The 25777-nt window shown below is 54.9% G+C and carries 30 protein-coding genes and 1 riboswitch; of the genes, 19 read left to right on the plus strand and 11 right to left on the minus strand.

Translation table 11 applies throughout. The features are described from left to right. Positions 1 to 180: 180 nt before the first annotated feature. Positions 181 to 762, plus strand: a complete 582-nt coding sequence (locus H9X86_RS02595) for a M48 family metallopeptidase (protein WP_243416800.1) — start codon at positions 181 to 183, stop codon at positions 760 to 762. Positions 763 to 814: 52 nt separating this feature from the next. Here H9X86_RS02595 and H9X86_RS02600 read toward each other — a convergent pair whose 3' ends face one another. The 3 genes from H9X86_RS02600 to H9X86_RS02610 form a co-directional block, all read right to left on the minus strand. Continuing rightward, on the minus strand, positions 815 to 1567 hold the full coding sequence (locus H9X86_RS02600; protein ID WP_204900020.1) for a carboxymuconolactone decarboxylase family protein: 753 nt from the start codon (positions 1565 to 1567) through the stop codon (positions 815 to 817). Between the two features lie 130 nt (positions 1568 to 1697). Then, a complete protein-coding gene (locus H9X86_RS02605) occupies positions 1698 to 2237 on the minus strand; it encodes a flavodoxin family protein (protein WP_204900021.1) in 540 nt (179 codons plus the stop codon). Then, positions 2234 to 2815, minus strand: a complete 582-nt coding sequence (locus H9X86_RS02610) for a sugar O-acetyltransferase (RefSeq protein ID WP_204900022.1) — start codon at positions 2813 to 2815, stop codon at positions 2234 to 2236. Before H9X86_RS02610 ends, H9X86_RS02605 begins: the two co-directional genes overlap by 4 nt. Before the next feature lie 142 nt (positions 2816 to 2957). Here H9X86_RS02610 and H9X86_RS02615 point away from each other — a divergent pair, with 142 nt between their 5' ends. Then, complete coding sequence (locus tag H9X86_RS02615; RefSeq protein ID WP_204900023.1) at positions 2958 to 3875, plus strand: LysR family transcriptional regulator; 918 nt, start codon at positions 2958 to 2960, stop codon at positions 3873 to 3875. A gap of 153 nt (positions 3876 to 4028) precedes the next feature. Here H9X86_RS02615 and H9X86_RS02620 read toward each other — a convergent pair whose 3' ends face one another. From H9X86_RS02620 to H9X86_RS02635, 4 genes are all read right to left on the minus strand, one after another. After that, positions 4029 to 4478: a helix-turn-helix transcriptional regulator gene (locus tag H9X86_RS02620; RefSeq protein ID WP_204900024.1), complete on the minus strand. Its 450-nt coding sequence runs from the start codon at positions 4476 to 4478 to the stop codon at positions 4029 to 4031. Between the two features lie 135 nt (positions 4479 to 4613). After that, a complete protein-coding gene (locus H9X86_RS02625) occupies positions 4614 to 4928 on the minus strand; it encodes a TIGR04076 family protein (RefSeq protein WP_204900025.1) in 315 nt (104 codons plus the stop codon). Then, the gene (locus H9X86_RS02630) at positions 4925 to 5335 is read right to left on the minus strand and encodes a peptide deformylase (protein ID WP_204900026.1); all 411 of its coding nucleotides are present in this window, start codon (positions 5333 to 5335) and stop codon (positions 4925 to 4927) included. The genes H9X86_RS02625 and H9X86_RS02630 overlap by 4 nt, the downstream gene beginning before the upstream one ends. 333 nt (positions 5336 to 5668) lie before the next feature. Beyond that, positions 5669 to 6211, minus strand: coding sequence for a hypothetical protein (locus tag H9X86_RS02635; protein WP_204900027.1), 543 nt, complete (start codon positions 6209 to 6211; stop codon positions 5669 to 5671). A gap of 205 nt (positions 6212 to 6416) precedes the next feature. Here H9X86_RS02635 and H9X86_RS02640 point away from each other — a divergent pair, with 205 nt between their 5' ends. The 7 genes from H9X86_RS02640 to H9X86_RS02665 all read left to right on the plus strand — a co-directional run bounded on the left by H9X86_RS02640 (position 6417) and on the right by H9X86_RS02665 (position 9874). Next, complete coding sequence (locus tag H9X86_RS02640) at positions 6417 to 6620, plus strand: alpha/beta-type small acid-soluble spore protein (protein ID WP_087228682.1); 204 nt, start codon at positions 6417 to 6419, stop codon at positions 6618 to 6620. A gap of 499 nt (positions 6621 to 7119) precedes the next feature. Continuing rightward, positions 7120 to 7245 carry a hypothetical protein gene (locus H9X86_RS12700; RefSeq protein ID WP_275961945.1) on the plus strand — a complete coding sequence of 42 codons (126 nt, stop codon included), beginning with the start codon at positions 7120 to 7122 and terminating at the stop codon, positions 7243 to 7245. Beyond that, positions 7242 to 7478, plus strand: coding sequence for a hypothetical protein (locus H9X86_RS02645; RefSeq protein WP_204900028.1), 237 nt, complete (start codon positions 7242 to 7244; stop codon positions 7476 to 7478). The genes H9X86_RS12700 and H9X86_RS02645 overlap by 4 nt, the downstream gene beginning before the upstream one ends. Positions 7479 to 7583: 105 nt before the next feature. Next, a complete protein-coding gene (locus tag H9X86_RS02650) occupies positions 7584 to 8315 on the plus strand; it encodes a hypothetical protein (RefSeq protein ID WP_204900029.1) in 732 nt (243 codons plus the stop codon). Beyond that, positions 8305 to 8568 (plus strand): PqqD family protein, encoded by a 264-nt coding sequence (locus H9X86_RS02655; RefSeq protein ID WP_204900030.1) that lies wholly within the window; start codon positions 8305 to 8307, stop codon positions 8566 to 8568. Before H9X86_RS02650 ends, H9X86_RS02655 begins: the two co-directional genes overlap by 11 nt. Then, positions 8552 to 9046 carry a S24/S26 family peptidase gene (locus tag H9X86_RS02660; protein ID WP_204900031.1) on the plus strand — a complete coding sequence of 165 codons (495 nt, stop codon included), beginning with the start codon at positions 8552 to 8554 and terminating at the stop codon, positions 9044 to 9046. The genes H9X86_RS02655 and H9X86_RS02660 overlap by 17 nt, the downstream gene beginning before the upstream one ends. A gap of 243 nt (positions 9047 to 9289) precedes the next feature. Further along, positions 9290 to 9874 carry a VanZ family protein gene (locus H9X86_RS02665; protein ID WP_204900032.1) on the plus strand — a complete coding sequence of 195 codons (585 nt, stop codon included), beginning with the start codon at positions 9290 to 9292 and terminating at the stop codon, positions 9872 to 9874. Between the two features lie 23 nt (positions 9875 to 9897). Here H9X86_RS02665 and galE read toward each other — a convergent pair whose 3' ends face one another. Genes galE through H9X86_RS02680 form a run of 3 tightly spaced genes read right to left on the minus strand, consistent with a single transcriptional unit; the run spans position 9898 to position 13011 of the window. Beyond that, a complete protein-coding gene (gene galE / locus H9X86_RS02670) occupies positions 9898 to 10917 on the minus strand; it encodes a UDP-glucose 4-epimerase GalE (protein WP_204900033.1) in 1020 nt (339 codons plus the stop codon). Between the two features lie 34 nt (positions 10918 to 10951). Beyond that, a complete protein-coding gene (glmM, locus tag H9X86_RS02675; protein WP_204900034.1) occupies positions 10952 to 12316 on the minus strand; it encodes a phosphoglucosamine mutase in 1365 nt (454 codons plus the stop codon). Positions 12317 to 12348: 32 nt separating this feature from the next. After that, the gene (locus H9X86_RS02680; protein ID WP_204900035.1) at positions 12349 to 13011 is read right to left on the minus strand and encodes an acyltransferase; all 663 of its coding nucleotides are present in this window, start codon (positions 13009 to 13011) and stop codon (positions 12349 to 12351) included. Positions 13012 to 13441: 430 nt separating this feature from the next. On the opposite strand from H9X86_RS02680, the gene queD reads away from it, so the two are divergent. From queD to queF, 5 genes are read left to right on the plus strand one after another with little or no spacing between them, the layout of a single operon-like run. Beyond that, positions 13442 to 13861, plus strand: a complete 420-nt coding sequence (queD, locus tag H9X86_RS02685) for a 6-carboxytetrahydropterin synthase QueD (RefSeq protein ID WP_204900036.1) — start codon at positions 13442 to 13444, stop codon at positions 13859 to 13861. Next, a complete protein-coding gene (gene queE / locus H9X86_RS02690) occupies positions 13858 to 14520 on the plus strand; it encodes a putative 7-carboxy-7-deazaguanine synthase QueE (RefSeq protein ID WP_204900037.1) in 663 nt (220 codons plus the stop codon). Before queD ends, queE begins: the two co-directional genes overlap by 4 nt. 4 nt (positions 14521 to 14524) lie before the next feature. Then, positions 14525 to 15085 (plus strand): GTP cyclohydrolase I, encoded by a 561-nt coding sequence (folE, locus tag H9X86_RS02695; protein ID WP_204900038.1) that lies wholly within the window; start codon positions 14525 to 14527, stop codon positions 15083 to 15085. 13 nt (positions 15086 to 15098) lie between these two features. Beyond that, the gene (queC, locus tag H9X86_RS02700) at positions 15099 to 15788 is read left to right on the plus strand and encodes a 7-cyano-7-deazaguanine synthase QueC (RefSeq protein WP_204900039.1); all 690 of its coding nucleotides are present in this window, start codon (positions 15099 to 15101) and stop codon (positions 15786 to 15788) included. 13 nt (positions 15789 to 15801) lie between these two features. Then, on the plus strand, positions 15802 to 16287 hold the full coding sequence (gene queF, locus H9X86_RS02705; protein ID WP_204900040.1) for a preQ(1) synthase: 486 nt from the start codon (positions 15802 to 15804) through the stop codon (positions 16285 to 16287). 46 nt (positions 16288 to 16333) lie between these two features. On the opposite strand, the gene H9X86_RS02710 is transcribed toward queF, so the two are convergent. Next, positions 16334 to 17149 (minus strand): histidinol-phosphatase HisJ family protein, encoded by an 816-nt coding sequence (locus H9X86_RS02710; protein ID WP_204900041.1) that lies wholly within the window; start codon positions 17147 to 17149, stop codon positions 16334 to 16336. 222 nt (positions 17150 to 17371) lie between these two features. Next, positions 17372 to 17561, plus strand: a riboswitch (cobalamin riboswitch). Positions 17562 to 17667: 106 nt separating this feature from the next. Here H9X86_RS02710 and H9X86_RS02715 point away from each other — a divergent pair. From H9X86_RS02715 to H9X86_RS12445, 5 genes are read left to right on the plus strand one after another with little or no spacing between them, the layout of a single operon-like run. Further along, complete coding sequence (locus H9X86_RS02715; protein WP_204900042.1) at positions 17668 to 21174, plus strand: Ig-like domain-containing protein; 3507 nt, start codon at positions 17668 to 17670, stop codon at positions 21172 to 21174. Positions 21175 to 21198: 24 nt separating this feature from the next. Then, positions 21199 to 21948, plus strand: coding sequence for a DUF4430 domain-containing protein (locus tag H9X86_RS02720; protein WP_204900043.1), 750 nt, complete (start codon positions 21199 to 21201; stop codon positions 21946 to 21948). A gap of 18 nt (positions 21949 to 21966) precedes the next feature. Then, on the plus strand, positions 21967 to 22857 hold the full coding sequence (locus tag H9X86_RS02725; protein WP_204900044.1) for an energy-coupling factor transporter transmembrane component T: 891 nt from the start codon (positions 21967 to 21969) through the stop codon (positions 22855 to 22857). After that, positions 22830 to 24479 carry an ABC transporter ATP-binding protein gene (locus tag H9X86_RS02730; RefSeq protein ID WP_204900045.1) on the plus strand — a complete coding sequence of 550 codons (1650 nt, stop codon included), beginning with the start codon at positions 22830 to 22832 and terminating at the stop codon, positions 24477 to 24479. Before H9X86_RS02725 ends, H9X86_RS02730 begins: the two co-directional genes overlap by 28 nt. After that, positions 24461 to 25768 carry an ECF transporter S component gene (locus H9X86_RS12445; RefSeq protein WP_243416801.1) on the plus strand — a complete coding sequence of 436 codons (1308 nt, stop codon included), beginning with the start codon at positions 24461 to 24463 and terminating at the stop codon, positions 25766 to 25768. Before H9X86_RS02730 ends, H9X86_RS12445 begins: the two co-directional genes overlap by 19 nt. Positions 25769 to 25777: the final 9 nt, after the last annotated feature.

Genomic DNA, 25777 nt, shown 5'->3' on the forward strand with positions numbered 1-25777 from the left:
TGCAACTATCAAACCATATTCCAAGCAGGATTGCAAGTGCAAGGAGGGGGTAGTGGGGTAAGTGCAGCAAAATATTGAAAACTTGGGAGAGAAATGGTACGATGTGTAGGATTTTAAGGCTTTAGCTCACCTGCGGTGGAGTACCGGGTGGTACAGAATTTGGGGGGAGTGCGAGGAACGATGAAAGAGGGACCTTGGACGGAGCAAATGATGGGAAAGGTGCAGATTGTCCGCACCCAACGGCGGACAGTGGCAGTGGAGATAACCCATGACTTGCAGGTGTTCGTGCGGGCGCCGGCACGGATGAAGGACAGCGACATCCGTCGGTTTTTGATCGAAAAATCAGGCTGGATCCAGAAGCACTTGGAACGCATGAGAGAGCGTCAGCAGAGCATGGAACCACCCCTGACTCATGCAGACCTCCAAACACTGGCAGAGGCTGCGGTGGTGGATCTGACAAGCCGTGTGGCAAAGTATGCCTCCCAAATGGGGGTGACGGTGGGCCGGGTGACCATCCGCAATCAAAAGACCCGGTGGGGGTCTTGCTCCTCAAAGGGCAATCTCAACTTGAATTGTCTATTGATGCTCTGCCCGGAAGAAGTGCGGGACTATGTGGTGGTGCACGAGCTGTGCCACCGCAAGCAACTCAACCATTCCCCGGCATTCTGGGCAGAGGTGGAGGCATACATGCCAAACTATGCTCAGTATCGCAAGTGGCTGAAGGAACATGAGCATGGCATCATCGGGAGAATGAAACCATAGCTACACCATCCGGCCCACGGGAGTGGTTGCCCCGATGGACGGTGATATCTATTCAGCCGAGCTTACCATACTCCGCATCGGTGACGGCCTCCAGCCACTCATTGCGGCAGTGTTCACCGGGGACCTCCAGAGCCAAATGGGAGAACCAGCTGTCTCGGGCAGCGCCATGCCAATGTTTTACCTGGGGTGGGATATTGACCACGTCACCTGGGCGCAGCTCTTGTGCCTGCTTTCCCCACTCCTGGTACCAGCCACGACCAGCCACACAGACCAGTATTTGACCACCACCCTGATGGGCATGATGGATGTGCCAGTTGTTGCGACAGCCTGGCTCAAAGGTCACATTGTACACGCCTACCTGGCTGGTGGAAAGGGGGTGCAAGTAGCTTTGACCCACAAAGTATTGGGCAAAACCGTCGTTGGGCGCACCAATGGGAAACACCATTTCCTTCTGGTGCATAGCCATTTCGTCGGACCCTGTGTCTTCACCCCAGACCTCTTTGGCCATGCGGAAAGCCGCCCAGGCTTTGGGCCAACCGGAATAAAAGGCTGCATGGGTCAGGATCTCTGCAATTTCCTGCCGGGTGATGCCGTTTTCCTTGGCGGTGGTCAAATGGTACTGGAAGGAGCTGTCCACCAGACCCTGGGCCATGAGGGACACCACTGTGATTAGGGAACGATCCCGTAGGGAGAGTTTATCCTCCCGGCTCCAGACCTCGCCGAACAACACATCGTCATTGAGCTGGGCAAACTTGGGGGCAAACGTCCCCAGCGCATCTCTGCCAGCTGTCTGTTTTACTGCCATGTTGAATACCTCCTATGTAAGAGAAAAAGTGATGGTGATTTGTTTGCCCTGATAGAGAATCACATCACCGGGTCGGAAGGTGGCCAATAGCTCGTGATCTCCCACAGTGATTTTCGATGACGTTTCCTTCTCACACATTTCGTCCCATCTCGTAGGCTTTTTTTAGGGCGGGGTGTCCTTGAATCTCGCCCACGGAAGCCACACCACCGGCAAAGACTGTTCCGGCCAGGCGGGCCTTTTCGAAGCAGTCGACCCAGCCGCAGAGGCCCGTGACAGCTCCGTCTACGGTGTGGTTATCATCCTCCGCTGCGGCGGCCAGTAGGTAGATATCTCGGAAGGCGTAATCGGCAGTGAACAGGGGATTGGCCCGATCCAGCAGTGTCTTCATTTGGCCGCACATACCGTAATAGTAGATGGGGGTGGCAAAGACAATGACATCAGCGGTCAGCATTTTTTGAGCGATGGCATCCGCATCGTCGTGGATGACGCAGCGCTGGGTGCGCTGACAGGCCAGACAGCCCTTGCAGAATCCGATGGCCTTGCCGTGCAAGGAGATTTTCTCTGCATCGTTTCCGGCATCCAAGGCACCCCGGACAAATTCATCAGCCAAAGTATCCGAGTTGCCGCCTTCCCGGGGACTGGTGGAGATGACCAAAACTTTTTTACTCATTGTAATTCCTCCTCGCTCAAGTGTCGCATGACTTTTGCTGGCACACCGCCCACAATGGTGTTTTCCGGGACATCCCTGGTCACCACCGATCCGGCTGCCACAATGGCGCCGTTGCCCACGGTCACACCAGGCAGGATGGTGGCGTTGGCACCGATCCAGACGGATTTGCCGATGTGGATGGGGGCAGGAATCATCGTGCCGCGGTCTTTTGGAAACTTGGCGTGATTCAGCGTGGCCAGCACCACATTGTGGCCGATGAGGGCGCCGTCCTCAATAAAAATGCCGCCCTGATCCTGGAACTTGCAGCCAGTGTTGATAAATACGTTCTTGCCAATATGGATGTTCTTTCCGCAGTCGGTGTAGAAGGGCGGGAATAGGCCAAAGCTCTCGTCCACTGGCTGGCCAATCAGCTGAGAGAAGAGAGCCCGCAGTTTCTCCGGCTCATGGTAGCTGCCGTTGATCTCTGCTGTGAGACGCAGGGCTTCCTGGCTGACGCGGTGCATGAACAGGTGGACTTCACCGCCCCCTTGTACTGGCTTGCCGCTGTTGAGATATTTCAAAAATTCCTCTAAGTTCATCGTGTACTCCTGATAGATAAGATTTATAAACTCATTGTAACACCTGTAAACTCAGATAACAAATACCTATACTGTATGCCTTGCTATGCTTGAAAGCTATACTAAGTTTGTGTTATGCTTTATGACATTGGAGGTGATGTGGATGGAGTTGAGAGTGTTACGGTACTTTCTGGCAGTGGCCAAGGAGCAGAATATTTCGGCGGCAGCCCAATCGCTCCACCTCACTCAGCCCACGCTGTCCCGTCAGTTGAAGGAGCTGGAGGATGAGCTGGGCAAGCAGTTGATGATCCGGGGCAATCGGATGATTACACTCACCGAGGAGGGGCTGCTGCTGCGAAAGAGGGCCGAGGAGATTTTGGAACTGGTGGATCGTATGGAACATGAGGTCATGCAATCAGACAATACGGTCAGTGGAGATATCTACATTGGCACTGGAGAAACTGACGGAGTGCGCCAAATTGCCAGAGTGGCAAATCAGATTCAAAAGGACTATCCTGGGATCCATTTTCACATTGTCAGCGGGGATGCCGTGGATGTGTGTCAGCGCCTGGACAGGGGGGTGCTGGATTTTGGTGTTCTTCTGGGGGACATGGACAAAAATAGATATCACTACATGGAGCTGCCCATGAAGGACACTTGGGGGGTGCTGATGCGGCGGGATAGCCCTTTGGCACAGCAGGACACCGTTTCCCCTGAGGATCTGTGGGATATGCCTTTGATTCTCTCTCGTCAGGTGGACAACAAGAGTGGGCTGTACCGCTGGTTCGGAAAGGAACCATCGGAACTGTACACCGTGGCCACTTATAACCTCATTTATAACGCCACCTTGATGGTGGATGAGGGAATGGGCTATGCCTTTACATTGGATAAGCTGGTGAATACCATGGGCAGCAATCTCTGTTTCCGGCCCCTAAAGCCCAGGCTGGAATTGGGGATGTATCTGGTATGGAAGAAGTCCCAGGTTTTTTCGAAGGCGTCGGAGATATTTCTGGGCCGGCTGCAGGAACAACTGACGCAATATCGTGAAACGATTAAAGCCCCAGGCCCCGTGCAGATGTAACACAGCTGTCTTTCGCACGCTTGGCGAACAAGAACGACTACACAAAATCCCCCCATTCTGTGTCTATGAACCGGGTGACACAGAATGGGGGGATTGCTTTTTCAGAATGTAGGCTAAGTTATTGAGCAGCGAGAAAAGATACGCCACTGAGAATTACACTTGCCCCTTCCATACCCTCGCCAAAATATCCTTGAGTACCAGCAGGGCGTCGGTGTGGTTGTAACCATAGTCCACCTGTAGCTGGGTGAGCATCTCCTGTAAAGCAGGGGCGTAGTCGTGGATGCGCACCGTCTTGTGATAGGTGGCCAGCACGGGATATTTTTTGCTCCAGACTTTGTTCCAGTCGATGCGGGCTTGCGCCTCCTCGCTGATGCTGTCGATCATCTGCTGGGCTTGCTGCTCGTCCAAGTCGTATTCGATGAGCTCGTCTAGGGTCATGTGGTAAAGTGTGGCCAGTCCCTTGGACTGGCGAATGTCGGGCAGGGTCTCGTCGGTCTCCCACTTGGAGATGGTCTGACGGCTGACTCCCAGTTTTTCCGCCACATTTTCCTGAGATAGGCCGCTCTTTTTTCGAGCGTGGTATAGACTGCTTCCTAAACTCATGAATTTTTCCTCCTGGATTGGTTTTCTGCCATCCAGTATACCAAGCAATCTTTGAAAAATCCACCAAGCAAAGCCACCACTTTCGCCCGTTTTCGTGACATTGAAAGAGGGAAACGGTCTGGATTTCTTTTCTCCTCAGTCTGCGTCCTCGTCCAAAGTCTCCACCAGAAAACTCACAGGACGGAAGCCGTCGTTGCAGGAAAGCATGACAGATCTGGGGTTTTTCATCCAGCCGTCGTAAAGGTTTTCCGCTGAGTGGCTCAGGGCCAACACGAAGGGGGAGAGGGTGTCCCAGGCGCTCTGGCAAAAACCTTCCGGCTTTTCCCAACCATTGGCGATGAAAACCTGTCCCACCTCCATGTCGCAGGCGTGGGAGATTGGATTCTCATACTCAGCCATCAAGTCCTCATACCGAGTGATGCGCATAACGGTGATTTTGCACTTTTTCATATGATAATACCCTCACAATGGTCAATTTCATGCTGGATGATCTGGGCCGTCCATCCGGTAAAGGTTTTCAGACGTTCCTGAAACTTCTCGTTCTGCCAGCGCACTTTGATGGATTTCCATCGTGTAGCCGGGCGGGTTCCGGTGAGGGAGAGGCAGCCCTCTTCAGCCTGATAGGGCTGGGATTTCTTGATGATTTCCGGATTGAACATGACCATGTATTTGCCGTCGTTGTCAAAGACGATAATCCGCTTGTTCACACCGATCATGTTGGCAGCCATGCCCACACAGCCTTCCTTGTGGTGTTCCAGGGTTTCCAGTAGGTCATGGGCAATTTGAATGTCCTCTGACGTGGCAAGGTCAGCTTTCTGAGACAGAAAAGCCTCATCTTTACAAATATCTCGAATCATAATGGGATCTCCTTATGTTGTGAACTGATTGCCTTATTATACACGTTTCGGGAAAAAGCGGCAAGCAAGTGGCGGTCTTGCTGCCACACAAAAACATTAAAGAAAATTAAGAAAATATTTGTCTGGAGTTTGAGTTTATTCGATATATTGATACTCAACTCTAAAAGTAACTATCATAAAACTATCGGAGGATAGATTCACTGAAGGACATTGCACGAGCCTATGATTTGTTTGGGGCCATAGCCATGGAGTGATAAAGAAAATGGCGCAGTCCGGCTGCACTTTGTGAACAGCCGGACTGGTGAGATGATCTATGTGGGTCTTTAGGACAATTTACTGCACCTTGTTTTTGGATAACATAGTGGTCAGAGCGCTTTGCGCACGGCCCACATCGGTGAGGTTTTGCAAAGAACACAGGCAATGATACTGGTTTCCGTTTCGGTGAGAGTAGTAGGTTTCCTCAAAGTAAATGCTTCCTGTACCATTTTTGTTCATGCGAATCTGCATGGGGGGCAGCATGTCTGGGGTGAACATACTGATTTCATTTCCTTCCTTGATGAGCAGCCGCTGATCGGTTACAGCATAAAACACTTTTCCCTTCAATTTCGCATTCCGAATGGGTCCGCCAAAAGTAATGGACAAGCCAATCAGGATAAAAGGAAGGCCGAACAAGATCATGATGATGACTCCACTCATCACGGCCGCAGCTTCCCAGACTAGGGAAAAGCCAAGCCAGATGATGGAAAACAGAATGGGCACATGCCCATAGGAATTCAGCTTTCCGGGGCCGGGCGCACCGTGCCAGAGCACAAATTCCCCCGGCTGTAAAAGAGATTGAAAGAAATTTTGATTTAACTCGTAATCCATACCATACATCTCCTATATCGTTCAGCACTCTGTTTTTGTCTATGGCTGATTGTACTGCAAGTGTATGGAGCAGTCAAGTGCAGGGCGTATTTATTGCATAGAGTATGGATGAAATGCTGAATTTTTCCAGATAAAATGGCGAATATAAAACTGCCAGATGCTCAAACTATGCTCGGATTCCAAATCCAACACAAGTTTGAAGGAGGACAACGATATGTCTAGCAACAACAGTTCTAACAAGCTGGTGGTTCCCGGTGCCCGTGAGGCCATGGATAAGTTCAAGATGGAAGCAGCCAACGAGGTGGGCGTGAACCTGAAGGCCGGCTACAACGGCGACCTCACCAGCCGTCAGGCCGGTTCCGTGGGTGGTCAGATGGTCAAGAAGATGATCGAGGCCTATGAGAACGGCCTGAAGTAATAAGGTCAATCGAGAAGAGAAAGACCCGTCGGGCACTTTGCGTCCCGTCGGGTCTTTCTTGCTTGAAGGACATCTGTCCCGTGCCGACAACCAAATATAGCAGGCAAAACCGGACAAGTCCGGGCCATGTATTTGTGGTCAGTATCAGACTCAGCAAGTAATCATCAGAGGAGAGGGTGGGGGCCTGTTCCCCAGAAAACCTATCTGAACACAGGAAAATTTGAGAAATGGCACGTTAGGGTTTGTGACACAATTTTTTCCATACCTTTGAAAATTATCAAATGTCCATGGGTTTGGAATACCAAGTATCCCGATAGGGAATCATCTTGAAGTTAAGTGGAATGATAGATTGACAAAATGACCATTGACATGGAAAGAAAAATTTCGTACTATGGGCGCTAATTTGCCATGTGACGTGTGGGAAGTGAAACCGGTACCGTAAGGCTGCACCTCGCACTGAGCCAGTGGCATGAGAAAACATACAAGGAGCGAAGCCCACATGAAGAAGGCATTTGTGAAACCTGAGTTGAAGGTGACCCAGTTTGAGTATGAGGATATTATGAATGGAGTCGGTATGACCAGCAGTCCTGACATAGAAGGTCCTGAAATTGATCCGTGGGGATGAAAGATAACAAAAAATACGGCGTGTTAGCTGCAGCGCTGTGTATGCTCCTGTGGCTGACTGCCTGTGCAGTCCCCCAGTCTCAGCAGGAGAGCACCAGCCCTGAGGCTATTCAGACCCAAACGGTTTCTCCCCAGGTGACGGAGAACCCAGTCACCCAAGAGGAAGAAGCTGTTCCCACCGTCGGGGTGGACGGCCAGGAGATCCCCAACGAAGATGTGGAATTTGGGGAGTAACGCAAAGAAATAAAAATGAGAGAGCAGTGCCGGGCGGCGTGAGACAACCCTCCGGTACTGCTTTTTACAAGTCAGAAGCTGTTGCTGATAAGGGAGGCGGAAGCCATGGAACAAAGAAAAATGTACAACATCGCAGATTGCAGCGTGACCATGAACTGTACCACCCCCTTTATGCTGCGGCAGTGTGGACGATATGAAGTGCAGGGGGAGGCAACCCCGGACCTGGATCTGTGTCTGACCCAGGAGCAGCGGCAGGAGGGGGCAGACCAAGGCTGGCCTCCGGAATTGGTGGAGTACAACTACACCTTTGCTCAGTTTTTGCAGCAGATCCTGGAGCAGGGAGGGCTGTGCTTCCATACTTCTGCGGTGGCGGTGGAGGGAGAGGCGGTGTTGTTTTCTGCAGACTCGGGCACGGGAAAGTCCACCCAAGCCCGGCTATGGCAGCAGTATCTGTCTCAGCAGCACCAGGTGGTACGCATCAACGATGACAAGCCAGTGCTGCGTGTTGGGCAGGATGAAGTGTGGGCCTATGGCTCTCCGTGGAGTGGAAAGCATGTGATCCATACCAACGCCAAGGCGCCTGTGAAGGCCCTGGTGTTTTTGCAGCAGGCAGCGGGAAACCGCATCCGTGCCCTGACGCCCCAGGAGGCATTTGAGCTGGTATTCCCCCAGGTCTTCTGCGTGAAAACCGATGCCCGGCAGAGGATCCGTGTGCTGCAGCTCTTGGATGGTATTTTGCGCCGGGTCCCGGTCTATCATCTGTCCTGCAACATCAGCCAGGAAGCGGTGAGGCTGGCTTATCAAACCATATGGAAGGAGAAACACCATGAAAATTAAGAACGGTTTTATGCTTTATGAGGTGGCGGGCAGCTATGTGGTGGTGCCTGCTGGGAACGAGACCTTGGATTTCAACGGCATGGTGACCTTGAATGAGACAGGCGCATTTTTGTGGAAGCAGCTGGAGCAAGCGTGCACCCAGGAGCAGCTGGTGCAGGCCCTTTTGCAAGAGTATGAGGTTTCCCAGGAAAAGGCCCAGGAGAGCGTAGAACAGTTTTTGGGTGAGCTTCAGTCCAATGGCTTTGTGCAGTGATCGGCAGAGGGTAGACTTCCACAGCCTCATGCCCCTGATTTCGGCTAAGCTGGAGCAAGAGGGCAAAGTAAAGATCCCTGCCCAGGGCAACAGCATGTTTCCGCTGTTTCGCCATGGTAGGGATCAAGTGATTTTGGAAATGTGCTCCCCTTGTAATGTGAAAAAATACGACATGATTCTGTATTGCCGACCCAATGGACAGTACGTGCTCCACCGTGTGGTGGGGGTGAAGAAAGACGGCTACATCCTGCGGGGAGACGGTCAGCTTTGGAATGAGTATCCGGGGCGTCCTGAGTGGATCATTGCCCGGGTTGGGGCATTCCGCCGGGGAGCCCGCAGCTATACGTGTGCCTGCTGTGGCTATCGTGTGTATGCCGTGGTGTGGACCGACACGGTATGGGTGCGCCGTGGTCTGGCGAAACTCAAACGGGGCATGTACAAGCTGAAGAGCTTGTTGGCATCCGGCTCAGGAAAATAACGTCTGGTGGGCAAGCGTGGCTGCTTCCGGCTCCATGTTGCAGGAGAGCAGGTAGACCGGTACCGCCGGAAGCAGTTGGTTGAGGCGGGCCATGATACGGGTCAGATTGGACTCCCGACGATAACTTCGTCTCTGCACAGCGGCCCAAGGATGAGCTGATTGCCTTGATGCGTTATCTGGTTCCCACGTTCCGGGATCCGGATGAGGTGAACCGGGAAGCAGTGGAGCAATGGGAAAAAGATCATGAGAAACAGATTGCCCAAGTGTAAGCTGGCAGGTAGATACTCCAGAGCGTGGCTTACTGTATGCATCGCTCTTGGAGTATTTACCCTGTTGATTTGGGGAAACTCCATGCGCACAGCCACACAATCCGCACAGCAAAGTGAATCGGTTCTGACATGGATGACCCCGTTTTTGAGCGTATTGAATTTTCAGACGGAAGGATTTCATACTGTTCTGCGCAAGCTGGCTCACATTTCTGAGTATGGCTTGTTGGGTGTCCTGTGGGCAACTGAGTTGTGGCTTGGCGCCCATACCCAGAAGGGACGTGGAGCAGTCATCCGACTGGGATTTTGTATGCTCACAGCGTTTTTGGATGAAACCATTCAGCTATTCACTCCTGGACGTAGTGGTGAAGTTCGGGATATCTGGATCGATACCTCGGGGGCCCTGCTGGGAATTCTGGTTGTATGTCTGACTGGTTTTGTGATGGGCCTGTTGCAAAATACAGTTTTCAGACTAAAACAAAAATTTTGTGCGCTAAAAAAGTTATCGGGAACCATTAAGACAACGGTTCTCGATAACTTTTTCTTTGACCTGATTTTTTAAAATTCTATTTAGCAACAGGCCCATCAGGCTTTATATCCGTTGGGGTTGCCAGACTGCCACTTCCAGGAGGAAGCACACATTTCCTCAATACCGTACTGAGCTTTCCAGCCCATCTCATCCAAGGCTTTCTGAGGGTCGGCATAGCAGGCGGCAATGTCACCGGGACGGCGGGGATCCATGACGTAGGGAAGCTCCTTGCCGCAGGCCTTCTCGTAGGCGTGGAGGATGTCCAACACGCTGTATCCCTTGCCAGTGCCCAGGTTGCAAATGAACAAGCCACAGTTCTGGGACACCTTCTGGATGGCGGCTACATGGCCCCGGGCCAGATCCACCACATGAATGTAGTCCCGCACACCAGTGCCGTCGGGGGTGGGGTAGTCTCCGCCAAAGACGTGGAGCTTCTCCAGCTTGCCTACGGCCACCTGAGCGATGTAGGGCACCAGGTTGTTGGGGATGCCGTTGGGATCCTCGCCGATGAGACCGCTCTCGTGGGCACCAATGGGATTGAAGTAACGCAGGACGGCCACGTTGAGGGTGGGATCGGCCTTGCAGTAATCCTTGAGAATCTGTTCAATGAACAGCTTGGTGGTGCCATAGGGGTTGGTGGTGCCGCCGGTGGGGAAGTCCTCATTGATGGGGACGGTGTCGGGATCACCGTACACGGTGGCAGAGGAGGAGAAGACAAAGTTCTTCACGTTGTGGGCTCGCATGGCGTTGAGAAGCACCAGAGTGCTGGTGAGGTTGTTGGTGTAGTACTCCAGGGGCTTTGCTACGCTTTCACCCACGGCCTTGAGCCCGGCAAAATGGATGACGGAATCAATCTCAGGGTGCTGGGTGAAGAGTTGCTCCACTGCCGCAGCGTCACACAGATCTGCCTCCACGAAGGGAATGCTAGTTCCGGTGATCTGCTCCACCCGGTGGATGGCCTCGGGACAGGAGTTGACGAAATTGTCCACCACAACGATTTCATAGCCAGCTTGAATGAGTTCCACGCATGTATGGCTGCCAATATATCCTGCGCCGCCACTGACGAGAATTGACATATGAGTGTTCTCCTTTGTTGATAGAAGTGAGAAGTTACACGGCGTGGCCCTTGGCGATGACCACGTCCACCACCTGCTGAGCCAGGGCCTGGCACTGGTCATGGTCGGGGGCCTCCACCATCACACGGATGAGAGGCTCGGTGCCGGATTCCCGTACCAGGATGCGGCCGGAGTCACCCAAGGTTTGCGCCACTGCCTGGACGGCAGCCTGCACGTCGGCATCGTCCTGGGCGGTTTTCTTATCGTGTACCCGGACGTTGATGAGCACCTGGGGATAGATGGTCACAGGAGCGGCCAGTTCAGCCAGAGTCTTACCCTGTGCCAGCATGGCCTCCATCATCAACAAAGCGGTGAGAATGCCGTCACCGGTGCGGGCGTACTGACTGAAGATGATGTGGCCGGACTGCTCACCGCCCAGGCAGTGACCGTTCTTCACCATGTTCTCATAGACGTACTTATCGCCCACGGCGGTCTTTTCATAGGTGATTCCAGCTTCATCAAAGGCCTTATACAGGCCAAAGTTGGACATGACGGTGGTGACCACAGTGTGATTGGCCAGCTGGCCCAGGCCCTTGAGGTAGCAGCTGTAGATATACATGATGTGGTCGCCGGTGACCACGTTTCCGTTTTCGTCCACAGCCAGGCAGCGGTCAGCATCGCCGTCAAAGGCAAAGCCCACATCCATGTGGTTTTCTACCACGTAGCGCTGGAGAGCGCCGATGTGAGTGGAACCTGCGTCCATGTTGATGTTCAAACCGTCTGGATCGGCGTGAATGGTGTGCACTTCGGCACCCAAGGCCTCGAAAATCTGAGGGGCAAGTCTCCAGGCACTTCCGTTGGCGCAGTCCAGAGCCACACGCTTACCCTGGAAGGAGTGGTGGGCCAGAGAGATGAGGTGCTGGGCATAGCTGTTCCGCCCGGCTACGTCGTCGATGATGCAGCCAATGTTTGCATCGCTGGCCATGGGGAGCTGAGGCATGGCCTGGCCATCCAGCACCAGCTTGCCGTCCAGATAATCTTCAATTAGGGAGATGACACCCTCGTCCATCTTCTCACCGTCACCGTTAATAAGCTTGATGCCGTTGTCATAGAAGGGGTTGTGAGAGGCACTGATCATCACGCCACAGTCGTAGTGGTAGGTGCGGGCCATGTAGGACACAGAGGGGGTGGTGGTGACGTGGAGCAGATGCACGTCAGCCCCGGAAGCAGCCATGCCAGCGCTGATGGCGTACTCCAGCACATAGCTGGAGCGGCGGGTGTCCTTACCCACCACAACGGTGGCACGGTGCTCCCGGCCATAGTAGAAGCCCAAGAAGCGGCCAATCTGGTAGGCGTGGTCAGCGGTGAGTCCCACACCGGCCTTACCACGGAAGCCGTCCGTTCCAAAATACTTTCCCATGGAAAAATCCTCGCTTTCTTCGTCAGGATACATCAGCCCTCACGATGGGTGATGTGGTCTTTGTCTTTGTAGATGCTGCCCTCGGGAATGACACCACGGACACAGCTGGTGGGATAGACGCTGGTGTGGCGGCCCAGGATGGTGCCGGGATTGAGCACCGAGTTGCAGCCCACTTCCACGAAATCGCCCAGCATGGCGCCTACTTTCTTACGTCCGGTCTCCAACAGCTCATCGCCCTTGATGACCACCAGGGTCTTATCAGACTTCACGTTGGAGGTGATGGAGCCAGCGCCCATGTGGCTCTTGTAGCCCAGAATGGAGTCGCCGACGTAATTGTAGTGGGGCACCTGGACGCTGTCGAAGAGAATGACATTCTTCAGCTCCACGGAGTTGCCAACCACACAGCCTTCACCCACCAGAGCAGAGCCCCGGATAAAGGCGCCATGGCGTACTTCGGTATTGGGGCCGATGATGCAGGGGGCTCCCAGATAGGCAGAGGGCATCACCTTGGCGGTGTGATGCACCCACACCTGAGGCTGGGGCTGGTCGTATTCCTCTGGAGACAGACCATTACCCAGGCTGATAATCAGCTGGGAAATTCCGTCCAAGGCCTCCCAGGGATATTCAAATTGCCGCAGATAATCGGCAGCTATCGTATGAGAGAGGTCAAAAAGATCCAGAATCTTAACATTCATTGTCATTGCCTCCGGTAATAGATTCAACGTCTATAATAATAGTCTAATTCTCGCTGTTTTTCAACCGACTAAACCATTGAAATTCTCTCGGTGCCTACATGTGGAACTGTCAAAATGCCAGATATCCAGGGATGAATTGTTCCCCAAAGAGCAAGGCCAGGAGAAAGAAATGGGGTGTATGGCCCTATCATATTCATAGGGGCGGAATTGTATGAAATGGGGCGGTCAATTCGGATGGGCATTGACAGATCCGCAGGAAAATAATATAATGACAACTGCGTTAAGGGCATAGAGCCTAAACGCCGACAGTTCATTTGTACCATCCTGTCGTTAAACAAAACTAGGGCTTCTTTTTTGTGTCCAAATGACATGAGATAAAAAGGCCCTGCGGGAATCGCAGGGCCTTTTTGCGTGGTTGAGGGGGAAGATTATGTACTATTTGAGGACGGAACAGAGTTTTGATGCTGCCCACTTTTTGAAAGACTACCAAGGGAAATGCCGCAACATCCATGGCCATCGCTGGCGGGTGGTGGTACAGATTTGGGACCAGAATCTGAGTACAGAGACCCAGACCAGGGGGATGGTGGTGGATTTTTCCGCCTTGAAACAGAGCCTGAAAGAGATTTGTGACGGACTGGATCACAGCTTGATCTACGAAGCAGGTTCCCTGCGGGCGGAGACGGTTGGAGCGCTCCGGGCAGAGAACTTCCGGCTGGTGGAGGTGGAGTTCCGACCCACAGCAGAAAATTTTTCCCGCTATATTTATCAGCTTATGCAGCAGAAGGGATATCCAGTACACCGGGTAGAAGTATACGAGACACCCAACAACTGTGCAGCATATGAGGGTTGACCATGAAAGTTGCAGAGAAATTTATCAGCATCAATGGGGAAGGAACCAGAGCCGGGGAGTTGGCGGTATTTGTCCGCTTTCAAGGGTGCAATCTGCGGTGCAGTTACTGTGATACCCAATGGGCCAACGAGGCGGACTGCCCGGTTGTGGAGCAAGCCCCCGAGGAAATCGGGGCGTATATCCGATCCACCGGGGTGAAAAATGTCACCCTCACCGGAGGGGAACCTCTGTTGCAGCCAGAGATGCCTCGTCTGCTGGAAATATTGGCCCGGATACCGGGGATGCGGGTGGAGGTTGAGACCAACGGAGCGGTGGATTTGGCTCCCTTCTGTACCTGCAACCGTCCGGTGTTCACCATGGACTACAAGCTGCCGGGTAGCGGCTGCGAAGGGGCCATGCGGGTGGAAAACTTCCAACTCTTGAATGAACATGACACGGTGAAGTTTGTGTGCAGCGGCCTGGATGACGTGGAGCGTGCGGTTGAGATCATCCAGAAGCACCAACTCACCCAGCGCTGTCACGTCTATCTGAGTCCGGTCTTTGGGGCCGTGGAACCGGCACAAATGGTGGAGCAGATGATTGCCCATAGACTCAATGACGTGCGGCTGCAGATCCAAATGCACAAGGTTATTTGGGATCCCAATCAGCGGGGGGTGTGAGAGTATGGATACCAAAGCCATTGAAGAGCACATCCGGGGCATTCTGATCGCCTTGGGAGACGACCCAAACCGGGAGGGATTGGTAGACACGCCCAAACGGGTGGCTAAGATGTATGAAGAGGTGTTTGCTGGCATGGCTTACACCAATCATGAAATCGCCCAGATGTTCGGCAAGGTGTTTGAGGATGAACACTCGGACAGCCAGCATGTGGTGGTGATGAAGGATATTGACCTGTTTTCCTACTGTGAGCATCACATGGCGCTGATGTACGACATGAAGGCCACCGTGGCGTACATCCCATGCGGGAAGATCATCGGCCTGTCCAAAATTGCCCGCATCTGCGATATGGTGGGGCGGCGACTCCAGCTGCAAGAGCGCATTGGCTGCGACATTGCGGACATTATGACGGAGGTTACGGGCAGCCCAGATGTTGCGGTGATCCTGGAGGGGTGCCACAGCTGTGTCAGCGCCCGGGGGATAGAAAAGACGGGAACCAAAACCGTGACCATGGAGCGGCGGGGCAGATTTTTGAATGATTCATCGCTGCAAATATACCTGCGATAAAGGAGAGATGAAGATGAACGCATTGGTTTTGTCCAGCGGTGGTGTGGATTCCACCACGGCCCTGGCTCTGGCAGTGGAGAAGTACGGTAAAAACCACGTAGTGGCACTGTCGGTCTCCTACGGGCAAAAGCATGATAAAGAGCTGGAAGCTGCCAAGGCGGTGGCAGAGTACTACGGCGTAGAGCAGCTGTTCTTGGACTTGAGCGTGATTTTCCAGTACAGCAACTGCTCCTTGCTCCGGCAGTCTGACGAGGAGATTCCAGAGGAGAGCTACGCTCAACAGATCCAAAAGACTGGCGGCGAGACACCGGTGAGCACCTATGTGCCCTTCCGCAACGGGTTGTTTCTCTCTGCTGCGGCCAGCGTGGCTTTGAGCAAGGATTGCAGCGTCATCTACTACGGCGCTCACGCCGATGATGCAGCCGGTGCAGCCTATCCCGATTGTTCCCAGGAGTTTCACCAGGCTATGAATGAGGCTATTTACCAGGGGTCAGGCAAGCAGCTGCACATCGAGGCCCCCTTTGTGGGAAAGACCAAAGCGGACATCGTGGCGCTGGGGTTGCAGCTGGGTGTGCCTTACCAGCTTACCTGGTCTTGTTACGAGGGGAAAGACCAGCCATGTGGCAAGTGCGGCACCTGCATTGACCGGGCCAAGGCCTTTGCGGCCAACGGTGTCACTGACCCCGCAATTTGTGAGAAGTGAGAGGTTGATCAACATGTCCAGAGAAAACGAGCCTTTGACCTTGCTGGGCAACCAGCACACCACCTATGACACCCAATATAATCCGGATGTCCTGGAGCGCTTTGGGAACAAGCACCCGGGCAACGACTACTTTGTCAAGTTCAACTGCCCGGAGTTTACCAGCCTGTGTCCCATCACCGGCCAGCCGGACTTTGCCAACATCATCATCTCCTATGTGCCCGATGAGTATCTGGTGGAGAGCAAGAGTCTGAAGCTGTACTTGTTTTCCTTCCGCAACCACGGAGACTTCCATGAAGATTGTGTCAACATCATCATGAAGGATTTGATTCGTCTGCTCTCGCCCAAGTATATCGAGGTTTGGGGCAAGTTCCTGCCCCGGGGCGGCATTTCCATTGATCCCTATGCCAACTATGGAAAGCCTGGCACCAAGTGGGAGGAGATTGCAGCCCATCGCTTGGCAAACCATGATCTGATGCCGGAATATGTGAACAATCGATAAAGGGAAATCCCCACTCGTTTGGAGGTATAAACGAGTGGGGATTTCGTCAACCCAGGGGGTGAAACTGTGGGGTTCTCTGGCGATAGGTACACACGTAGCGGTAGCCCAGGTGTTGGAGCATTTGGGCGGCCTCCTGGAAGCCTGCGCCGATGAACTGGGGACGGTGGGCATCCGAGCCCAAGGTGAGAATTTCGCCCCCCAGCTCCCGGTAGCGGGTGAGCAAAGGTGCCCACTGGCGGATGGTGGTGCCCTGGGTGGTATTAAATTCAATGCCTTTTCCGCTGTGAATGACCCGCCGCAAAATCTCGTCTAGCTGTTCCTGCCAAGGATCCAGAGAGAGGTGAAGATTGGGGCTGAAGTAACGCAGGGGATATATGATATGGCCCAGCACATCGAAGGTGCCAGCGTCCACCAGTGCCTCCATCTGCTTGATGTAGTCCTCCAGCACCATGTGGGCCTGTTGTGAGTCGGTGCAGGACTTGGCATAGGTAAAGATACCCACGCCCCCCATGTCCAGACTCACCGAGTGGAGGGAGCCGATGACGAAGTCCAGCTCAGGAAAGTCCAGACAGGCTTGGACGGCGGCGGTGTCCACAGTGCTGTTGCCCAGTTCGATGCCCACTCGCACCTCGATGCGGCTTGCCCAGGTGTCCTTCAGCTCCTCCCACTGCCGGATCACGGCGTCAAAGTCGTAGTGGGTAGGCAAGTGCTCTCCCCGCTGGTTGAGGAGGTTCCAGTGCTCCGTCATACACAGTTCAGGGATCCCCGCTTGACAGGCGGCGTTGAGATTTTCCCATAGCTGTGATTTGGAATCCCCGGAGAGATGCGTGTGGGTATGGTAGTCAGCCAAATAAGGCGGCATAGGGTGACCTTCTTTCTATTGCGTGTGAACGATTCGTTGTTGTAACCTCAGTATAACGGATTTTTTCCCAAGAAAAAAGACAATAGATCTGGAAAAATATTTTATGTGAAAATAGGACAGTTGAACGGGAGTATAACAGGGGAAAGGAGGTAAAATCACCATAAATGGGGCGAATGTCAAAATACTCTTTTCCTTGCTCCCATCTCCATGTATAATAGGCTTAATAAAATAAACCACATGTGTGATCTGTGTTAGGGCAGATTGAAAAGGGAAACAGGTGAAAAACCTGTGCGGAGCCGCCGCTGTAATGGAAGAGTGCTGGCCAATATGTCACTGGAAACGGGTGTTTCTGGGAAGACGGCCAGGGCGATGAGGCCAGAGCCAGAAGACCTGCATATGATGGGACCAAGGTGCGCCCAAGGCGATGGGCGGGCCTTGTATTTGTGTTGCCAAAAGCGGCTGCAACCACGGGTTGCAGCCGCTTTTTACATAGATTCTCCAGGAAAGGATTTGAAACAATGAAGAAGATGAGAAAGAGGGGACAGAGAGTACTCAGCTTGGTTGTGTCCCTGGTCATGTTGCTTACCCTGGTGTCCGGGGCGTTTGCTTTAGAGGTGCCCCGGGGTACCAGCCAGACTGTGGCAGTGACCATAGAGTACGCAGATGAAAATGGAAACACGGAATACTATCTTCCTCCTACCCAGGTGCCCCTGGAGGAGGGAGATGTCCTGCTGGATGTTTTGCAAAGAGGGTACCAGGACAGAGGAAGTGTGACATACAGTGCACTCTACGGATTCACAGTCGCGCCCAAGGACGGGGAGTCTGTGGGTGAAGTGAACTGGGGCAAAAAAGCCTGGTGGCCCTTTGTGGATAGCACCAAGGTGGGTAACAAGTACCAGGTGCAGGCGGGAGAAGTGATTCGCCTGATCTACGTCCAGGACAGCGCCCAGGGCACCCCTGACTACATTCCGCCTGCCTCAGAGGGCACCCAGGGCGCTCTGGGAATCAATAAGGACAAGCTGGTGTCCGGCCTGGCTCAGCTCACCCAGGCTCAGATTGATGCCAATGCTCAGGCCTATGAGCAGGCGTTGCAGGTGGCCGTGGACGGGACGGCCACTCAGGAGCAGGTGAACGAGCAGACCCAGATCGTCACCCAGCTTCTGGCCCAGAAGATTCCTGCCACTGACATTACAGTAACTCCCAGTGAGCTGACCCTCATGGTGGGGCAGAGCCAGACGCTCACCGCCCAGGTGACCCCTGAGGAGAGCAATGACACCGTGGTGTGGTACAGTGAGAACACCCATGTGGCCCAGGTCACCAATCAAGGGGTAATCCGGGCAGTGGGAGAGGGCACTACCGTCATCACAGCCCAGGCCAATGAGGCGGTGAAGGAGACTGTGACCGTGACGGTAACGGGCATTGTAGCCCAGTCCATTACCCTAAATAAGACCCAACTGGACCTGGAGGAGGGCCAGGGGGTGCCGCTTACCGCCATGGTGACCCCGGCGGACTCCACCGACTCTGTGGTGTGGCAGAGCAGTGACCCCGACTGTGTCAGCGTGGATGACAGCGGCATGGTGGTGGCCCACAAGGGGGGAGCGGCCCAGGTTACCGTAACTGCTGGTGCATGCAGCGCAGTGTGTACCGTGACAGTCAGCCCCCGAGAAGTGCCTACCACCCCCACAGTGGTGTTCCAACACACGGACGGGCGCATCACCCAGTGGGATGATACCCACACCTTCACCCTCTCCGCTCTGGATGAGGGACGGTTCGTGCTGGAGGGCGTAGCAGAGGGGCAAAGCACCTACTGGAGCTGCCTGGAACAAGACGGTTCCTCGGAGTCCTCGGTGGTGCACATCTCCTCCGGCGGCGTATTTTACCCTACGGTGGGAGAATATTCTGCCCATGTCTACGACAAGAACCCCGACTGGTATGTGGCCCAGGAGCTGGCTGCCTTCACCTTGAAGGTGGTACCCACCCAGGTCACTGACCTGAAGCTGTATCAGGACGGTTGGGAGGTGAGCGGGGAAGAGCCCATCCATTTGAGCGGCACCCAGCCCCAGCAGCTGACGGTGAAGGGTTGTCTGGACGGGGGGTACATCACCATCCCCAACCAGGCCCTGGAGACCACCTCCACCGAAGGCTCGTATATCTACACCTTGGACGAGGAGAATGGCCTGGAGTTTTTTGCCGAAGATCAGTCCATGCACACATTTACCGTGTCTCTGGCGGACAATCCCCAGGTCACGGTGAGCTTCCAGGCCACCGCTCAGCGGATTGACGTCACAGGGCTGACGGTGACCTACCCTGAGGTGTTCTACATTGAGGGGTGGAACGGTCTGGGAAATCAGTACGTGGGCATTACCTCCCATGATACAGACCCTGAGAGACGGTATGAGATCAACATTGAACCCTACAACGCCACCGTCAAGGACGTGGTGTGGGTGTCTCACGATCCGGATGTGGCGGAGTTCCAGGCTACCTACAACAACGGCATTGTCCCTAAGAAGGCGGGCACTGCCCGGTTTACCATCACCAGCGTGGACAACCCCGCTGCCACCCAGGACATCACCATTCGCTTTGCATACAAGTACCCCCTGGAACAGGTGGAACTGGAGAAGACGGAGTATACCCTGTCTCAGTTTGAGTCTGTGGATTTGGATTTGCTGGTCACCCCCGCCAACGCCACCAACCAGCGCTTTACCTGGAGTTACAGCCAGGATGGGGTGGTGCAGGTGGTGGACTACGTTACCAGTACCCCTGGCCAGATGACCACCCGACATGTGCTCTCTGCGCTGGAGCAGGGAACGGTGACGGTGACAGGTACGCCTTTGGACGACACCATGCAGGCCCAACCAATCCAGTTCACTGTGACAGTCACCAATCCTGAGGCGGGAGGGGAACTGGACTTTGAACGGTATGTCACGGACAACATTTCCCATGCGCTGTCCTACCTGGATGGGCAGCTGGAGGGGAACTATACCTATGGCGCAGAGTGGAGTCTGTTCACACTGCTGCGAGCCGGAGCCAGCTTGAGCCAAAGTGATCTGGACAGCTACTATGCCAGCGTGGTGCAGCAGCTGCAAAGCGGGGGACGGATGCTGCCCACCGACTATTTCCGGGTGGTGGTGGCCTTGTTAGCCATGGGGAAAGACCCCACCGACGTGGAGGGGATGGATCTGATCCAGACCCTGTGCAGCTACCCCAATTCGGACCGCATGACTTCCAACATGATGGCGTACACCCTGCTGGCACTGGACACCAAGAATTATGAGGTGCCCCAGGGTGCGCTGTGGAGCCGAGAGACCCTCATTGAGAAACTGCTGACCTTCCAAAATGCTGAGGGCGGGTTTGGCCTGTCTTCCGCAGATCGAGTGAGTGTGGATGTCACCGCCATGACCCTCCAGGCCCTGGCTCCATACAGAGAGACGGATCAGGTGCACAGCGCCTTTGATAGGGCGTTGGAGTATCTGCGCAGCCAGATGACTGCCGATTGTGGTTACATCAACGAGGGGGATGACAACGGCTGTACCGCCGCTCAGGTGCTCACGGCTCTGGCTGTGGCGGGGATTGATCCCTTGGATCCAGATAACGGATTCACCCACGGAAGCTATAACCTGGTCACCAAGCTGGATCAGTTTAGACGGGAATCTGGGTTTACCACTTTCTTGAGTACTCAACAGCCTGACGGTATGGGCACGGTGCAGATTGGCTACGCCTTGGAGGCCTATCGCCGATTTGCAGCCGGGGAAAATGCTCTCTTTGATCTGACCCAGTGGACACCTGCACCTCCCAACAACAATGAGGGAGATGAAGATCAGGTGACGGATGACGGCGAGACAGGCGGCGAGACGGCAGACGATGAGAGGCCAGGGGAAAATCAAGGTGGCAGTGAGAACGGCAGCCAGGTGCCTCCCACCGGAGATACCAGTGCATTGACGGTGTATCTGCTGGCCTTTGCCATGAGTGGAGCGGGTCTGTACGTGGCTGCATGGACAGGCCGTCAAAAAAAGAATCGGGACTGACCTGCTGAGACGAGAGGAAAGAATATGAAGCATTTGAAACGATGGATGTGTCTGCTGGGCGCCATGATGCTCCTCACACTGACCGCCTGTGGTGGGACAAAGGTCACGGCATCCCAGCAGGTCAGCCCAACGCCTACCCAGGAAGTGACAGAGACCACGCAGCCCAGTCAAAGCCCTGAGGTATCACTGTCGCCCTCTGACCAACCACAGCAAACCAAGAAGCCCACGCAAGGCCAGGACAAGGCGGAGTCGTCCACATCGGCCCCGGCGGCGACGGCCCAGCCAACTCAAAAGCCTACCCCGACCTCGCAGCCTGCTCAGAAGCCGGTCTCCACGCCCAAGCCCAGCCAGAAGCCGGCCGCTACGCCCCAGCCTACTCAGACGGTGCACACCTGCTATCTCTCCATCGAGTGCAAAACCATTCTCAACCGCATGGAGGATTTGACTCCTGGAAAAGAGAGCCTGGTACCTGCTGATGGAGTGATTCTGGCCCGTACGGCTGTGACCTTTGAGGAGGGGGAGTCGGTGTTTGACGTGCTTCTTCGTGCGACCCAGAGTCACGGCATTCACATGGAATATTCCTACACGCCCGGCTTTGGCAGTCATTACATCGAGGGCATTCACAACCTCTATGAGTTTGACTGCGGGGCGGGCTCGGGTTGGATGTACTATGTCAATGGGGTGAAGCCCAACTACGGGGTAAGTAAGTATACGGTGAAAGATGGAGACGAGATCCAGTTCCGATATACCTGTGATCTGGGATTTGATCTGTAAAAAGGAGGAGAAGGCGGCATGAAGGACGAGTTTTCCCGCTGCCACCCTGGGGTGAACTTTCTGTTTTATGTCCTGGTGCTGGGAATCACCCTCTTTTACATGCACCCGGTGTTACTGGTTCTCTCCGGCCTGGCTGCATGCGGCTACCTTTTGTGCCTGCGGGGTGGCCGGGGGCTTGCCCGGGTGTGCCTGTTGGCTCTGCCGGTGGTGATCCTCTCGGCAGTGGTCAACCCCCTGTTTTCCCATCAGGGGCTTACTGTTTTGGGGTATCTGCCCACAGGGAACCCGGTGACCTTGGAGTCTATCTTGTATGGGCTGAGTACCGGTGGAATGATGGGCGTGGTGATTTTGTGGTGCGCCACCTGGCAGGATGTGATGACCTCTGACAAGGTGGTGTACCTCTTCGGCAAGGGATTCCCGGCCCTTTCCCTGATTTTTTCCATGGCGCTGCGCTTCCTTCCCATGTTCCTGGCCCAGGCCAAACAGGTGTCAGCAGCCCAGCGGTGTGTGGGCCGGGATGTGGGAGAGGGAACCCCCTGGCAGCGGCTGAAAAAGGGCGTGCGGGTTTTGTCCATCCTGGTCACCTGGACATTGGAGCACTCGGTGGACACTGCAGACTCCATGCGGGCCCGGGGGTATGGCCTGCGGGGGCGAACCATGTACCACCCCTTCCGATGGGATGGCCGATCCAATGTTCTGGCAGCGGGGATGGCTTTGTGCTTTGCAGGTGTGGCGGCGGGGGCATTCACAGGGCAGCTGCACATGCTGTATGTCCCCATGTGGCGGATGAACGCTGCCACAGTTGGGGCGTGCCTGTGCTATGTGCTCTATGGGGGGCTCTGCGCTCTGCCCCTGATACTCAACCTGGTGGAGGATTTGAAATGGCGTTATTGGATGTGCAAAATCTGACCTTCTCCTATCCCGGCTCGTCCGTTCCGGCCTTATCCGGCGTGAACCTAGAGGTGGAGCGGGGGGAGTTTGTGGTGGTGTGCGGGCAATCCGGGTGTGGGAAATCCACCCTCATCCGCCAGTTCAAAACCGTGCTCACCCCCCATGGTACCCGCTCCGGTGAGGTGCTCTACAAGGGCAGGCCCCTACACCAGGTGGACCTGCGCACCCAGGCGGGGGAGATTGGCTATGTGATGCAGAACCCCCAGCAGCAGCTGGTGACCCACAAGGTATGGCACGAGATGGCCTTTGGTCTGGAAAACCTGGGGCTGGAGCTGGGTGAGATGCACCTGCGGGTGGCGGAGATGGCCAGCTACTTCTCCCTTCAGGACTGGTTCGACCGACGGGTGGAAGAGTTGTCCGGAGGAGAACAACAACTGCTGAACCTGGCCTCCGTGATGGCTATGCACCCGGAGATTCTGGTGTTGGATGAGCCTACCTCCCAGTTGGATCCCATGGCAGCCACGGACTTCCTCCACACCATCCACCAGCTCAACCAGCAGCTGGGCTTGACGGTGGTGGCGGTGGAGCACAGACTGGATCAGGTGCTTCCCATGGCCGATCGAGTGGTGGTCATGGAAGAGGGCAAGATATTGTGCCAGGGTTCCCCCCAACAGGTGGGAAGTGCCTTGGCGCACCACCCCCTGAGGGTGTGCTGTCCTGTGCCCATGCAGATTTACAGCCGGGTGGAGGACGGGGAATGCTGCCCTCTGACGGTGAAAGAGGGGCGAATGTGGCTTGGAAAGTACCGGAATAGGCCCCAACCGGCCTGGACTGAAACAACTGAGCCAGTCTCCGTGGATGCGGCTCTGGAGGCCCGGGAAGTGTGGTTCCGCTACCACCGCCATGGGGCGGATGTGCTCCGAGGGTTGAATCTCCAAGTGCCCAGAGGACAGTTGTACGCCCTCATGGGGGACAATGGTGGGGGGAAGAGCACAACCTTGACCCTCTTCTCTGGCGAACATCGTCCATATCGGGGCAAGATTTATGTCAATGGCGCAGAAATAAAAAAAGGAAAACCACTGGAGCGGGGACTGCTGGGGGTTCTGCCCCAAAATCCCCAGTGTCTCTTTGTGCGAGACAGTGTGGAGGCGGATCTCCGGGAGCTGCTGGAAGAGCTGCCTCTGGATGAAGGGGAGCGGGAGAAACGACTGGCCCAGGTGATCCGGCTGACGCAGCTGGAGGGCCTGCTGGGCCAGCACCCCTATGATCTGTCTGGAGGAGAGCAGCAGCGGGCGGCCCTGGCCAAGGTGCTGCTGCTAGACCCGGAGATTCTCCTGTTGGACGAGCCCACCAAGGGGCTGGATGGGTGCTATAAGCAGACCCTGGCAGATATTCTCGGGAATTTAACGGCACAGGGCAAAACCATCTTGATGGTGTCCCATGACGTGGAGTTCTGTGCGGCCTATGCCCACACCTGCGGCCTGCTGTTTCGGGGACAGCTGGTGTGCCAAAAGCCGGCAAGAGCGTTCTTTTCAGGCAATCACTTTTACACCACTGCAGCCAATCAGATGGCTCGTGGGATGTTTGATGGGGCAATCACGGTGGAGGATGTTGTGAGCTTATGTACACAAAACGAGTGAAAACCGCCGCCGGGGCGGACAGCTGGGTGATGGCGGTGGTGTGGCTGTGTCTGGCTATGGCAGCAAACGCTTTTTTTGCCCCCTGGTTTTCGGTGCCGGAGCTGGCTTATCGGGGCCTCACACACAACTTTACCCTATGGAATGTGGGAGAGAGTTTAGAGCTGGCCCGTGGAGGGCTGTACGGTGTGGTTGCTCCCGATGTTCTGGTGCTGGACCAGGCTGCCCGAGGTTGGCTGTATGCCGCCCGGGTTACAGCGGGTGGGTCCGTGCTTGCCCTGCTCATTTCCGCCCTGCTGGCCTGGCGATGGAAGGGCAGAGCCACCGCTCTGGTACGGCTGGCTGCACTGTTGGCGAGTGTTTCCGCTGTGATGGCTGGGGTGGTGCTGATCTGTCTCAGTCGTAGGGTCAATACTGCGCTGGGGCAATCCAACACATTCTGGGACTTAACTGTGTTCGGCCATATGCAGCTGACCGGGTTTGCCTGCGCCCAAGGTGCGGCGGGTTTGGTGCTGCTGGCCGGGGCGGGGCGGATGCTGAATACCCAGAGGATGGAATTGCCTCTTGCGGCCTCCACAAACAGGCGTGTGGGACGTAGAACCTGGCTGACCACCGGAGTGATTCTGGTACTTGTCCCTCCGCTCATCGCCTTTGGCATCGTGTTTTTGAAGGGACGTAGTTATTACTTTATCTCCATCTGTGTCATTGTTGCGGCGATGCTCCCCTTCTTTGCCGCCTTCGAGGATCGAAGACCTCAGGCCAGGGAGCTGGTGCTCATTTCCTCCCTGGTGGTGATAGCCACAGCGGGGCGGGCGGTGTTCTTTATGCTGCCCCACTTCAAGCCGGTGACAGCCCTGGTCATTGTGGCCGGCATGGGGCTGGGGGCTGAGGCGGGATTTCTCACTGGAGCTATGACAGGCTTCGTCTCTAATTTCTTGTTCGGACAAGGGCCGTGGACACCTTGGCAGATGTTTGCCTTCGGTGTCATTGGATTTTTGGGTGGTCTACTCTTTGAAAAGGGGGCAAGGCAGGGGACTGTACACCTGGTGCGGCTGTGCGTGTTTGGTTTTCTGACCACCGTGGTGATCTATGGGGTGTTGCTGGACACCTCCACGGCGCTGTCTGTGCTGGATAGCCTGACCTGGCAGTCGGCGCTGGCCTGCTATGTGGCAGGTGTTCCGGTGAACATCACCCACGGGTTGTCCACGGTGGTGTTTTTGCTGGTATGTGCCCGCCCCATGACGAAAAAAATCTCCCGCATTCGGAAGAAATACGGCTTGCTGCCCACATGAAAAGGCGCA

This window comes from Pseudoflavonifractor capillosus, assembly GCF_016902575.1.
In the GTDB taxonomy this organism is placed as follows: Bacteria; Bacillota; Clostridia; order Oscillospirales; family Oscillospiraceae; genus Enterenecus; species Enterenecus capillosus_A.

Bases quoted from the DNA above. Each gene is read 5' to 3' on its own strand.
- H9X86_RS02730 (WP_204900045.1), top strand. From the start codon at position 22,830: ATGGCGTTATTGGATGTGCAAAATCTGACCTTCTCCTATCCCGGCTCG.
- H9X86_RS02650 (WP_204900029.1), top strand. From the start codon at position 7,584: ATGGAACAAAGAAAAATGTACAACATCGCAGATTGCAGCGTGACCATG.
- H9X86_RS02645 (WP_204900028.1), top strand. From the start codon at position 7,242: ATGAAAGATAACAAAAAATACGGCGTGTTAGCTGCAGCGCTGTGTATG.
- H9X86_RS12445 (WP_243416801.1), top strand. From the start codon at position 24,461: ATGTACACAAAACGAGTGAAAACCGCCGCCGGGGCGGACAGCTGGGTG.
- H9X86_RS02625 (WP_204900025.1), bottom strand. From the start codon at position 4,928: ATGAAAAAGTGCAAAATCACCGTTATGCGCATCACTCGGTATGAGGAC.
- glmM (WP_204900034.1), bottom strand. From the start codon at position 12,316: ATGGGAAAGTATTTTGGAACGGACGGCTTCCGTGGTAAGGCCGGTGTG.
- H9X86_RS02655 (WP_204900030.1), top strand. From the start codon at position 8,305: ATGAAAATTAAGAACGGTTTTATGCTTTATGAGGTGGCGGGCAGCTAT.
- H9X86_RS02610 (WP_204900022.1), bottom strand. From the start codon at position 2,815: ATGAACTTAGAGGAATTTTTGAAATATCTCAACAGCGGCAAGCCAGTA.
- queD (WP_204900036.1), top strand. From the start codon at position 13,442: ATGTACTATTTGAGGACGGAACAGAGTTTTGATGCTGCCCACTTTTTG.
- H9X86_RS02660 (WP_204900031.1), top strand. From the start codon at position 8,552: ATGGCTTTGTGCAGTGATCGGCAGAGGGTAGACTTCCACAGCCTCATG.
- H9X86_RS12700 (WP_275961945.1), top strand. From the start codon at position 7,120: ATGAAGAAGGCATTTGTGAAACCTGAGTTGAAGGTGACCCAGTTTGAG.
- H9X86_RS02620 (WP_204900024.1), bottom strand. From the start codon at position 4,478: ATGAGTTTAGGAAGCAGTCTATACCACGCTCGAAAAAAGAGCGGCCTA.
- H9X86_RS02630 (WP_204900026.1), bottom strand. From the start codon at position 5,335: ATGATTCGAGATATTTGTAAAGATGAGGCTTTTCTGTCTCAGAAAGCT.
- H9X86_RS02725 (WP_204900044.1), top strand. From the start codon at position 21,967: ATGAAGGACGAGTTTTCCCGCTGCCACCCTGGGGTGAACTTTCTGTTT.
- queC (WP_204900039.1), top strand. From the start codon at position 15,099: ATGAACGCATTGGTTTTGTCCAGCGGTGGTGTGGATTCCACCACGGCC.
- folE (WP_204900038.1), top strand. From the start codon at position 14,525: ATGGATACCAAAGCCATTGAAGAGCACATCCGGGGCATTCTGATCGCC.
- H9X86_RS02665 (WP_204900032.1), top strand. From the start codon at position 9,290: ATGAGAAACAGATTGCCCAAGTGTAAGCTGGCAGGTAGATACTCCAGA.
- H9X86_RS02635 (WP_204900027.1), bottom strand. From the start codon at position 6,211: ATGTATGGTATGGATTACGAGTTAAATCAAAATTTCTTTCAATCTCTT.
- H9X86_RS02720 (WP_204900043.1), top strand. From the start codon at position 21,199: ATGAAGCATTTGAAACGATGGATGTGTCTGCTGGGCGCCATGATGCTC.
- H9X86_RS02595 (WP_243416800.1), top strand. From the start codon at position 181: ATGAAAGAGGGACCTTGGACGGAGCAAATGATGGGAAAGGTGCAGATT.
- H9X86_RS02680 (WP_204900035.1), bottom strand. From the start codon at position 13,011: ATGAATGTTAAGATTCTGGATCTTTTTGACCTCTCTCATACGATAGCT.
- galE (WP_204900033.1), bottom strand. From the start codon at position 10,917: ATGTCAATTCTCGTCAGTGGCGGCGCAGGATATATTGGCAGCCATACA.
- H9X86_RS02600 (WP_204900020.1), bottom strand. From the start codon at position 1,567: ATGGCAGTAAAACAGACAGCTGGCAGAGATGCGCTGGGGACGTTTGCC.
- H9X86_RS02710 (WP_204900041.1), bottom strand. From the start codon at position 17,149: ATGCCGCCTTATTTGGCTGACTACCATACCCACACGCATCTCTCCGGG.
- H9X86_RS02715 (WP_204900042.1), top strand. From the start codon at position 17,668: ATGAAGAAGATGAGAAAGAGGGGACAGAGAGTACTCAGCTTGGTTGTG.
- H9X86_RS02615 (WP_204900023.1), top strand. From the start codon at position 2,958: ATGGAGTTGAGAGTGTTACGGTACTTTCTGGCAGTGGCCAAGGAGCAG.
- H9X86_RS02640 (WP_087228682.1), top strand. From the start codon at position 6,417: ATGTCTAGCAACAACAGTTCTAACAAGCTGGTGGTTCCCGGTGCCCGT.
- queF (WP_204900040.1), top strand. From the start codon at position 15,802: ATGTCCAGAGAAAACGAGCCTTTGACCTTGCTGGGCAACCAGCACACC.
- H9X86_RS02605 (WP_204900021.1), bottom strand. From the start codon at position 2,237: ATGAGTAAAAAAGTTTTGGTCATCTCCACCAGTCCCCGGGAAGGCGGC.